The 10,226-nt window shown below is 59.3% G+C and carries 9 protein-coding genes; 2 read left to right on the plus strand and 7 right to left on the minus strand.

The window, feature by feature from the left end; all coding sequences use genetic code 11:
• Window positions 1–241 (plus strand): hypothetical protein (locus ACM9HJ_RS30590; RefSeq protein WP_416575595.1); only part of this gene is annotated, 241 nt, incomplete at its 5' end.
• Window positions 242–390: 149 nt separating this feature from the next.
• On the opposite strand, the gene ACM9HJ_RS30595 is transcribed toward ACM9HJ_RS30590, so the two are convergent.
• The gene (locus ACM9HJ_RS30595) at window positions 391–855 is read right to left on the minus strand and encodes a hypothetical protein (protein WP_416575596.1); all 465 of its coding nucleotides are present in this window, start codon (window positions 853–855) and stop codon (window positions 391–393) included.
• Window positions 856–931: 76 nt separating this feature from the next.
• On the opposite strand from ACM9HJ_RS30595, the gene ACM9HJ_RS30600 reads away from it, so the two are divergent.
• Window positions 932–1,582, plus strand: a complete 651-nt coding sequence (locus ACM9HJ_RS30600) for a metallophosphoesterase (RefSeq protein WP_416575597.1) — start codon at window positions 932–934, stop codon at window positions 1,580–1,582.
• On the opposite strand, the gene ACM9HJ_RS30605 is transcribed toward ACM9HJ_RS30600, so the two are convergent.
• The 6 genes from ACM9HJ_RS30605 to ACM9HJ_RS30630 all read right to left on the minus strand — a co-directional run.
• Window positions 1,550–3,337, minus strand: a complete 1,788-nt coding sequence (locus ACM9HJ_RS30605) for a GmrSD restriction endonuclease domain-containing protein (RefSeq protein ID WP_416575598.1) — start codon at window positions 3,335–3,337, stop codon at window positions 1,550–1,552. The two genes, ACM9HJ_RS30600 and ACM9HJ_RS30605, sit on opposite strands and share 33 nt — an antisense overlap.
• Before the next feature lie 53 nt (window positions 3,338–3,390).
• Window positions 3,391–5,871: a S8 family peptidase gene (locus ACM9HJ_RS30610; RefSeq protein ID WP_416575599.1), complete on the minus strand. Its 2,481-nt coding sequence runs from the start codon at window positions 5,869–5,871 to the stop codon at window positions 3,391–3,393.
• Window positions 5,872–5,881: 10 nt separating this feature from the next.
• The gene (locus ACM9HJ_RS30615; protein ID WP_416575600.1) at window positions 5,882–6,874 is read right to left on the minus strand and encodes an AAA family ATPase; all 993 of its coding nucleotides are present in this window, start codon (window positions 6,872–6,874) and stop codon (window positions 5,882–5,884) included.
• A 104-nt stretch (window positions 6,875–6,978) separates the two neighbouring features.
• Complete coding sequence (locus ACM9HJ_RS30620) at window positions 6,979–7,347, minus strand: hypothetical protein (protein WP_416575601.1); 369 nt, start codon at window positions 7,345–7,347, stop codon at window positions 6,979–6,981.
• Entirely contained in the window at window positions 7,331–8,824 is a 1,494-nt protein-coding gene (locus ACM9HJ_RS30625) for a restriction endonuclease subunit S (protein WP_416575602.1), read from the minus strand. Before ACM9HJ_RS30625 ends, ACM9HJ_RS30620 begins: the two co-directional genes overlap by 17 nt.
• A partial coding sequence (locus tag ACM9HJ_RS30630) for an HsdM family class I SAM-dependent methyltransferase (RefSeq protein WP_416575603.1) occupies window positions 8,821–10,226 on the minus strand: 1,406 nt, incomplete at its 5' end. The genes ACM9HJ_RS30630 and ACM9HJ_RS30625, both read right to left, overlap by 4 nt.

The raw sequence follows: 10,226 nt of genomic DNA on the forward strand, positions 1-10,226 counted from the left end.
CTCTCAGTTCCTTGAACATGATCCCAGACCACTTCCTACGCCGCGCGCTCATCGGCCACTCTCTTCAAGCTTGACAGCCAATAATGCGGACATGAGCGTCAGAGAAAGAACTCGACAAGTGGATGCAGAATCACGTGGGCATGAGTCAAACAAAAATGATGTGAAAAATTACAAATTAAAAATTGACATGTGTAAAAATTTTCAAACTACCGTAAGTAAATTTAAAATAGTGGTACAATAATTTTTTGGTTTCCTTTTTTATTCTGCGCAAATTTTTCAGGTCGTGGCGTGTTTTGAGGAAATACAATTCACGACGCCAAAATTATTCCCGCCCAGGGGTTCAGGTCCGTCAATTGCCGAGAGGCGGTCGTCAATTTTAGTCGCATTATATCAACATGTAATAGCAAATCTTCGTTCAAACTCCTTCATTTCAGCCTCTGTGAACGTCCGAACCTGCATGCGCAAAACATGCCGAAGTTTGATCCGACCGAAGTAAGCGTGCCGGTCAAGGATTTCGAGAAACGATGCCCAGATTTCCCGATAAATTTGGGGGCACACTTCCTTCTCAACAACGTATTCGGTTCCGGTAAGATCGCCATGCGGACACGACTTCAAAAATAGAATCTGATCCTTGATGTTGTCGAACACCACCTGAACGAATTGTGGGCACATTGAGTTGATGTCGATTGGCGTTACGCCGCACTCTTCACTTAGAAAATGACAGGCTTTGGCGTGATCCGTCTTTCGGATAGTCACTTCCTTGGAAATTTCTGCCTTTGAGGTTCCCCTCAGATCGGCGATTTTCCTTGCGAGAATGGAAAGGGCGGCAGCATCAATGACTTCGCGGTAGCGCATAATGGTTCACCATTTTGGATCGTCCCCTATTTATCACCGGCTTTTTGGGGTGAATTTTCGGTGCGGGAGCCTTGGCATGAAGATCGACTACTGCTCCGATCTCCATTTCGATAACGCCCTCTCGGGCGGCCCGCATGGTTGGTTGGGCGGGATCGACATTTCTGGTTGGAAAGCTGGCGGAGAGACATTGGTCGTGACCGGTGACACTGCCGAGCACGTGGACGATATGGTCGATTTTCTGAACGAAGCCGCCAAACAGTACCGCCATGTGGTCGCAGTACTGGGTAACCACGAAAATGGTAGTACCAAAAAATCCATCCGCGAGAATGTCCGCGTTCTGGACTGGTGTCCGGCATTGGTCGCCGAAATTGATGGGGTGAGATTTATCGGGGCTTGCCTCCGGCCGGACGACGCGGCGCAGGCAGCGGCAATTGCATCAGCTTTCAGCCACCAAGCCGACGCTGTTGTCGGAATCAGCCATTACCCGCCAACCCGACAGATCGCTGCGGTCCTGGGGCGGGATGTGGGCAGTGCCTGCGCATCGCTGCTGGACGTTCATGAGATCAGGGTCGGCAAACCCGCCACATGGATTTGCGGTCACCTGCACCTTGAATTCGATACGGTTATCCAGGATGTCAGGATCGTATCGAACCCGAGGGGCTATCGGGCGAGACGTCGGGACGGGTCAAGCTGGTCAGGCTTCCGGTGCATTGAGGTCGGCGGATAGACCGCCTTCCGGCGCGCCGGGCGTCGTCGAGAGTTGCGCCTTTTCCCGGATGAAGGCGTTCATGCGCTCTGCCAGCATCTCGCGGCGCAGGCGCAAGAAATCCCGATAGCTTTCAGTCTTCCAGAGATCGGGGATGGTCGGCACGCACTGGCTGCGGAGCGCCAGTTCACCCTGTTTCTGGACGACATCCAGCAGATAGGAGCTTGGCTCCTTGTTGCTGATCCGGCGGTTCGTCTGCCCGGTGATGAAGGCCATGTTGCCGATCTCGTTTATCTCGCCGGTTTCGTAGCCATGGTCCTTCAGCAGCGATTTCGGGATGATGTGGTGCCACTGGATGAAATGCAGCTTGCCTTGATGGGTGAGCGATAGGCCCAATCCGCTATACCAGTCCTTGGCGCCCGCCGCCTTCAGCGCCAGATAGGCCAGGGAGAAGAGTGGGCTGTTCGCGCCACGGGCCATCAGATCGGTTGGCTCGATATGCAGGCGACCGAATTGACGCCGCACCGGTTCGATCAGTGCCTTGATGTCCCCGGTGCGGAAGATGATGGCCAGGTCCTCATTCAACAGGGTTTCCGTCGATCCGCGTGAGTAGCGCCCGCGCGCATTCGCCACCAGCAACCAATGGAGCAAACGGCTCTGCTCCTCGGCGGTCAGCTTGTTGTCTTTCACGTGGCTGACGGCGGCCAGGGCGTGGATGAACATGGGTGACGATAGCAGCGTCTCGTCCTCGATCCCGGCGTTGCTGCGGAGGAAATTGATGGCGAAGCGCAACCCTTCCTGCGCCTGCTTCCACCCCTCTTTCAGCACCTCTATCGGGGTGGAAGCGACGCTGCGAAACAGACACTGCCTGGTGGCGAATACGACGATGGCGCGAACCAATTGGCCCAGTTCAATAGTGAACCAATTTTGTTCGCACTCGGCCTGGAACTCTTCCAACGCCCTGATAAGATTGGGCCAACGCGAGGTCATCTGTGCCAGGGCGAGATCGGACGACCGGAGTTTGGCGCCGAGCGAGTTCACCCGAACGAAAATTTCGGTGACCTCCTCATAGCTCATCTGTCGTTCCAAAACATGGACGACATACTGGTAGTCCTTGATGGCCCTCAGTTTTTTCAGTCGGTCGGAATATTTCTGGAAACGGGGGTCCTTGAACGACTCGATGCCAGCCTTCTCCAGGATGACGGCGTCATTGCTGGTGCGGAACACCTCTCCGACCGAAACCCAGTTTGGCAGGGCAGCCAGGGCGCGGCTGGCCACGACAAAGGTGCGACGATTCAATCGTTCCTGAATGCCGGGTTCGGACGCATCACCCTCGTCGGCGTCATCCGCCAGTTCGTCATCCGGCACCATCGATGTAGGATCGTCGCTATCGACCTCAGTATCGCCCACCGGCGGGCCATCGTCGTGATCCAGGTTGAACAGGATGTCGATGGGCCGCTTGCGTCCGCGCACGGCGACCGATGCGCCGCCAAGCACAGCAGTCAAGGAGGTCAGCCTTTGCTGGCCATCCAGCAGCAGCTTGCGCCCGGCAAAGGCGGTCGTTTCCTGCGCGATGGCGAAATCGCGGGTTGGGACAGGCTCATCCGTCTCCCACATCAGGATCGAACCACTGGGATAGCCCCGATAGAGCGAATCCAGCAGGTCGCGCACCCTGGTTGCCCGCCACACATAATGGCGCTGAATTTCCGGCAGCCGCAGTTCCCCGCGCTTGTACATGTCAACCAGGGTGCCGATGGAGATGTTCTGCTGCTGCATGATGATCAGGCCGAGGCTGGGATGACGGGCACTAGTTCCGTAGCGCGTTGCGATTATGGCCGCCCGACCACGACCGGAATAGCGATCTGGTTTGCCACTGGGGTGTAAAGGTCCACGTTGGTTCCGGGGGCGCGGATCGTGACGATCAGGGAATATCGTGCCTCGGTATCCCAGCGGTCCAGATAGGGCTTTTCCTTCCACCAACCACCGACGGGATAGATGCCGATGGCATCACGCCCGGCCAGATCAATGGCGGTGCCTGTCCACCAATCTGAGTGCAAAGAGCCACGGTCACGGATCGTGCCCAGCAGCCAGTTATTGTCCCCAGCGCCGGGGGTGAAGGGAAGGCCCTCCTCCTCCTCACGCGCCACCCGGTTGATCCGGCGCCGGAAATCGTCAACCGTTTCGGTCGCCTGCTTCACTGCGAATCGGAGATTATGGGAGGCATAACGATGCCGTCTCGTCCAACCCCGCTCACCAGGATTTGGTTCAACGAAATAGGACAAGGTGACCCGAAATTGGACCGGTGTTTCTCCGAGTGCGACCAATTCGCTCCGGGGCCATGGCAGCCGGTGCAACCGCATGTCCCGCGCCTTCGCGGTGCTCGATCCCTGTTCCTTGTCGAAGGGACGCAGTTCATCCTCAATCATCAGGGTGAGATCGTTGCTGGCACTGAGGATGGCACGGTCGAGATCGGGCACGCCATAACCGTACCGGCGTAAGAGGGAGTGCAACTCGGTCTTGGAGCGCCCGGCCATGCGCGCCCGCATCGCCTGTGTCCATTCAGCGGAATGGACGATCATGCCACGCACAGTTTCAGGCCAGAGATTGGGGCGAGCCGCCATGATACGGGCCGCCATGTTTGCCCCCAGGGCGGCGGCGGCACTGGTATCGCCCATCGTGTCCAGAAGCCGCCGGGCAGGCCGCCAATGGGTGGTCAACAGGCGCAGGTCGTCGATGGGCTCGGGTTCTTGCGCTCCGTCACTGGCAACATTTCCTCCCTCGAACACCACATCAGGCTTGATGGGCCATTGCCTGCTCCAGGTCACTGAGGTGCGAGAGCAGGGGGACAAGTCGCCCGGTGTGCCAACCGGTGCCCACCCGGCATAGTCGGGATCGGTGATATTGACCTTGTCAGTGAAAGCCCCCGCCGTCAGCGCATTCCATGCCTGTGCCGGGTCTTCCACTGGTTCCAGGTCGTTCGCGTCGGGATAGGTGGCCGGGTTCACCGCACTGCGGATATTGCCCGCCGATAGCACCACCAGTCGCCGATTGTCTTCGTCGAAGCAGAGTTGATCGACCGCCGACGACCAGGATGAGGGACGACCGGGAACCGGGTTGGCGCTGGTTACCGCCATGCAAACTACCCTGTGCCGATGCGGTGCCTGGGTTTCAGCGCGTGCCACCGCTTCCGTGGTGATGGCGCCATAAAGCTCGGGATCGTTCTGCCCATTGGGTGGCAGGATTTTGACGCTTTCCAACCGATGCTGAAGATCAACGGGCTGGGTGCCCGCAAACAGGGGGTGAAGATCGCCATAGATGGCCACGCCTGACATGGCGGTGCCGTGCCCGTTCCACAGCGTGGCGGTATCGGCCTTACCCCATGCGGGTTCGACGGTATGCATGTCCGCTTCGTCGAGGACGTTCTGGATCAGCGGGTGGCCCTGGGTCACCCCGCTATCCAGCAAGCATACCGCTGGCGCCGATCCACCGGGTGGGTTGACCCTGGCCAGAAGCTCGTCGCTCCATTCGGCCTGTTCGCCACCATCCATGCTGAGAAACAGCGCGGGCGTATCCTTGGCGAGGCGCAGTTCCGCCACCGCATCACAGTTCCGGATCAGCCGGGTCATCGCCGCCACATCAGCCAGCGCCAGTACCACATCGCGCTCACGGAAACTGACAGCATGCTCCCGGCGTTGGATGTTCAGCCGGTCAGCAACATGCATGAACCGTTCGCGCGTATCTCGACGTAGCCAGACCTCCCACCAGACCGGGCGACCCGGCAGCGGAAACAGTGCGATGTCGTCGGTGAACAATGATTGGACCGTGGCAAGCCGGACATTATCGATCCGGGCGACCAGCGCTTCATTCGCAGGATGACCAGTCCGCGTGTTTCGCGCGGGATCGCGATAAGCTTCGACCTTCTCCAGATAGTAGGTTTCGGCCCCGGCGGGCACAAATACTGTCGCCTCCAGGAAAGCATTCCCGCCGTCCCCATTCTCCTTCACGGACACCAGCTCGACGCGCTGAGTCCGGTTGCTCAGCTTGTCGATAGCCTCACTTTCACCGCGCGGCACGGTGACTTGCAGGTAGAAGCCCGGCTCACCGTCGGCGATGGTCGGCTCTCGTGCCCCCAGTTCCCCGCGCCCAGCCCGGATCGCCTGCGCAATCGCCGCCGTCAGCGCGGCTGCATGCTGCTCCCGGTCGCGGTAGGGCGGTTGCCGGGTCGTTGGCCGTGAGGGATTCGTATATCGTTCCGTCTCACCGCTTCCCTCGATGCGGAAGTGCGGCAGGTTGCGCGGCGGTGGGGGCATGGCGGAAGGGTCAATCCTGGTGGCGGGCGGCCTTCTGCCGTTCGGTCACGGCGGTCAAAAGGGCCGAGGTGGTAATCTTGGTGCTACCTGCAAGGATCGTCGTCTTGGCTGCCTCATCGGCTGCGCGAGCCGCCTCGGCATGGCTCAGTCCTTTGGCGGCATCGGCAACCTTGGACCAGGCCAAACGCGGTGCCTGGAATGCGGCCAGCCGGTTGCGCATCAGCCGTTCAAGCAGGCCCGCATCCGGCAGGTCATATTCGATCACATCGTCGAAACGGCGGAACAGGGCGCGGTCCAGCAGGTCCGGGTAATTGGTGGCGGCGATGATCAGGCTGTCGCTGTCATCCTGCTCCAGGAATTGCAGGAAGGAGTTGAGGACGCGGCGGATTTCGCCCACGTCATTCTCGCTGGACCGTTTGGCCCCGATGGCATCGAACTCATCGAACAGATAGACGCCACGGGTCATGCGCATGGCATCGAACACCAGACGCAGCTTTCCCGCCGTATCCCCCATGAATTTGGAAATCAGGCTGTCCAGGACCACGGTGAACAAAGGCAGGTGGAGTTCCCCCGCCAATGCCGCCGCCGTCATGGTCTTGCCCGCCCCCGGCGGCCCGACCAGCAGCAGCTTGCGGCGCGGTGAAAGCCCGTGGTTGCGCAGCACGCTCTGCTGGGTTTGCTCCAGCAATGTCCGGCGTAACCGGCCTTCGATCTCGTCAGTCAGCACCATGCTGGACAGCCGCACATCGGAATAGCGCACCGTCAGCAGGTTGGCCAATTCGCCCTTGGCCTGTACCAGGGGGACCGGGCCGGAGCGTTTGGGGACGACCGCCGATTTCCGTTCCTTGGCATGGTCGATCAGGTCGCGCAGCTCCTGCGCCAGCTTGCCATGGCCCTGCCGGGCCTCATGCGCCGCCAATTGCATGGCCACGGTGAGGAAATGGTCCTCGTCACCGGCGATGTGGCTCTTGAGCAGAGCGACGATGTGGCGAGACGTGGTCATGTGCGCTGAAACCGGGGATCGCTCCCCCCTTCTTCTACCGTCACCCCCGCATGGTTGCGAAGGGACACATTATGTGTCCCTCCAGGATACTGCCGACCAGGGGATTACTCCAGCGTCGGCGGCGACCCGCCCTCAATTTCGTACTCGTAAACCGACCGGTCATCGCCCCAGCCTGCCCTGGCCGCCTTTGCCTCATCATGATAGATGACGGTCCAGTCTGGCAGTGCCGCCTTGACCAGCCGGGCCAGCACAAGGCCCTGGGCCGCGAAATCATCCGGGGGGAAGGGTTTGGGATCGGGCATCCCATCTTCGCAATCCCGGTCATACCATGCAGCCCACGCCCGGATATCGGCCCGCAGCCCATCCGACAAGGGCAGGTCGTCGGGCGTGTGGGCATAGCCCTCGCTGTCCCACACGCCATCGGCAGCATAATCGGCCATGATGCGGACCCAGCGGTCAGAAAAGCCCGCCATCCGCCGCCCCTTTGGCTTTGCGGCCCCGCTTCACGGCGGGGGCAGCGGCGCGCGCTGCGCGGATGCGGTCCAGCAGTTTGGAGGCCGGTTCGTCGTTGGGGTCCTGGGGGACGAGCTGGCCGGTGAAGGCTTTGTCGAGGATGGAGGCGTCGAGGCGGCTCAAGCGAGATAGCGCTTGTATAGTTTCGTCGGCAATATGTTGAGCTGCTCGAAATCTCGTTTCTATTTGATGAACAATCTCTTTCTGCTCAGCATTACTTGGAATGGGAACAGGAAATGAACGAATGTCTGAAAGATTGATTCCTGTTTGGGCTACCCCCTTAATGTGCTTTGCCAGAAAGCGTGAGCCTTGGGGTGATGCCAAAAGATATGCAATAAAATCAGCGTCCATTCCTGGAAGAACAGGAATCATTGCCACTTCCCGGCTGATGTTCATTCCCTTCATGGTTTTCGGAACGACAGCAGATTCGCCAATGCTGCCGCGAATAGTAATTAGCACCTCTCCACCCTGCAAAACTGTTCGACCATATTCCGCGGAAATTGTTGGATCTACTTTCTTCAACATGGAGACATCAATCTCGAAATTTTTAATATCTCCACACCTGACAGTCGGAACTCCCCCTTCGACAGGCTTTCCAGTTTGAACAATTCCATAAGGAATGCCTCTAGTTTGGTGACAAATTTGTTCTAAAGTGGTGTATTGCCAAGGGGAATTTATGGAATCGTCTAAAATTTTCTGCGGCTGTTTGAATAATATCTCTCTCGTGCCACCAGTCTCCAGACGTTGGGCAATTAGGTTGGCAACGGTTTGAGATGGGTCAACAACGGAAGCTGACTTGTTGCGCCAATCTGCTGTCAGGTCACCCCGGAAGGCGGCTTCCAGCACGGCTTGGCGGTAGCGTTCGATCAGCCTGGGGATATGGGCGAGTTCGTCCCGTGCCCGCGATGACCGGGCGAACAGGGAGTCGATCTTGGCGACGATGCGGTGTTGTTCAGCCAAAGGGGGGACAGGAAGGCTGATGCCTTCGATCATTTCCTTAGTAAGGGCTTGCCGTGTAACGCCATAATTCTCACCGGCAACGAATACCTGCATCCGTGGTGATGATAGGTAACGAGACACAAAAGCGGGGCTTATCCCATCCAGGGGTCGAATTATGCACACATGCTGATTGACGCGTGCATTCTCCATTTCATTCGGAGCCTGGGTTACCCTGCCAATGGATGCCCCCGTAATGTTCAGCAATACGTCATCAGGCTGAACCGTAACACTATCAAGCGCCCGCGCTTGATCTTCATCCAAAAAGGCCAAGCCATCCTTTCGGAAGCCGGTGAAGTGCACATTCATGGAGCGGATAAGGGGGGTGCCATGCGTCTTATATGCGCGTTCACCCCCACGAGGGGTGGCCCCGCTCCCGATCTTTGAGGTCAAATGCCCGAGGGCTTCTGCACTCCACCCCTTCGGCAATTCCCCGCTCACTCTGCTGCCTCCTGCACCAACGTCACGTCCCCGCCCACTTCTTCCGTCAAGGCGGCGATCTCCTCCAGTGCTGCTTGCAGATGGCCCATGATGGCGGCGGCGATGTCCGTCGGTTCGGTCAAACCATCTTCCGGGTCGCCGCTGTCATCGCGCAGCCATGCGATATCCAGATTGTCATTGCGTTCGGCGATCTGGGCGCGGGTGAAGGCGCGCCAGCGCCCCGTCTCGCCCTGATCCACACGCGGCGCGCGGCCCAACGGGTCATCGCCGTAACAGGCCTCGAAATCCTTGAAATGCTCATCCGTCAACGGTCGGGTCTTGCCAAAGGCGGGCATGTCGGCCCGCATGTCATAGACCCAGGTTTGTTTGGTGTTACCCCTGGCCGCCTTGCCACGGGTGAAGAAGATGACGTTGGTCTTGACGCCCTGGGCATAGAAAATGCCCGTGGGCAGACGCAGGATGGTGTGCAGGTCGCACCAGTCCAGCAGCATCTGGCGCAGGGCGCGGCCTGCATTATCCTCGAACAACACATTATCCGGGATCACCACGGCGGCGCGACCGCCGGGCCGCAGGGCGCGGATGATATGTTCGACAAAGGCCAATTGCTTGTTGGAGACATCGGCGGTGACGGAAAAATCCCCGCGCGTCGGCCTGCCACCGCCCTTCTTGGTGCCAAAGGGCGGGTTGGTGATGATCACATCGGCCTGACCCAGCGCCTCCCCCTCATGCGACAGGGTATCACCCTGCTGCACGCCGGAACCGCTGTCGCCGGTAATGCCATGCAGCATCAGGTTCATCAGGCACAGGCGGTGGGTATCCGGCACCAGTTCCAGCCCGACAAAGGCGTTGTTGCGCTGAAAAAAGCGCTGCGCCTCGGGCAGGGCGAACAGCCCGTCCGTCTTGCCCTTGATGTAATGGTCGGCGGCAACCAGAAAGCCCCCGGTCCCGGCGGCGGGGTCCTGGATCACCTCCCCCGCCTGCGGCTTGATCAGGCGGATGATGCTGTCGATCAGGGGGCGGGGGGTGAAATATTGCCCGGCCCCGCTTTTCTTCTCCGCCGCGTTCTTTTCCAGCAGCCCTTCATACAGGTTGCCCAGCCCCTCTTCCCGCGCGCTGAACCAGTCCAGACCGTTAATGGCCTCGACCAGCGCTTTCAGGTCTGTCGGCCTTTTCAGGCGGCTTTGCGCATCAACGAAGATGGCCAGCACCAGCCCGCGTCCCTTGGTGCCCAGGTCCAGCAGCAACCGCTTATAGAAGTTCAGTTGCTCCATGCCCTCCCGCTGGCGCAGATCTTCCCAGCGCTGGCCCACTGGCAACTGGCTCTCGCCCCCCGTCTCCGCCAGCATCTTCAGGAACAGCAGATAGGTCAGCTCGGTGACGTACTCGTTGTACGAGACGCCAC

This window comes from Niveispirillum sp. KHB5.9 (assembly GCF_048066115.1).
In the GTDB taxonomy this organism is placed as follows: Bacteria; Pseudomonadota; Alphaproteobacteria; order Azospirillales; family Azospirillaceae; genus Niveispirillum.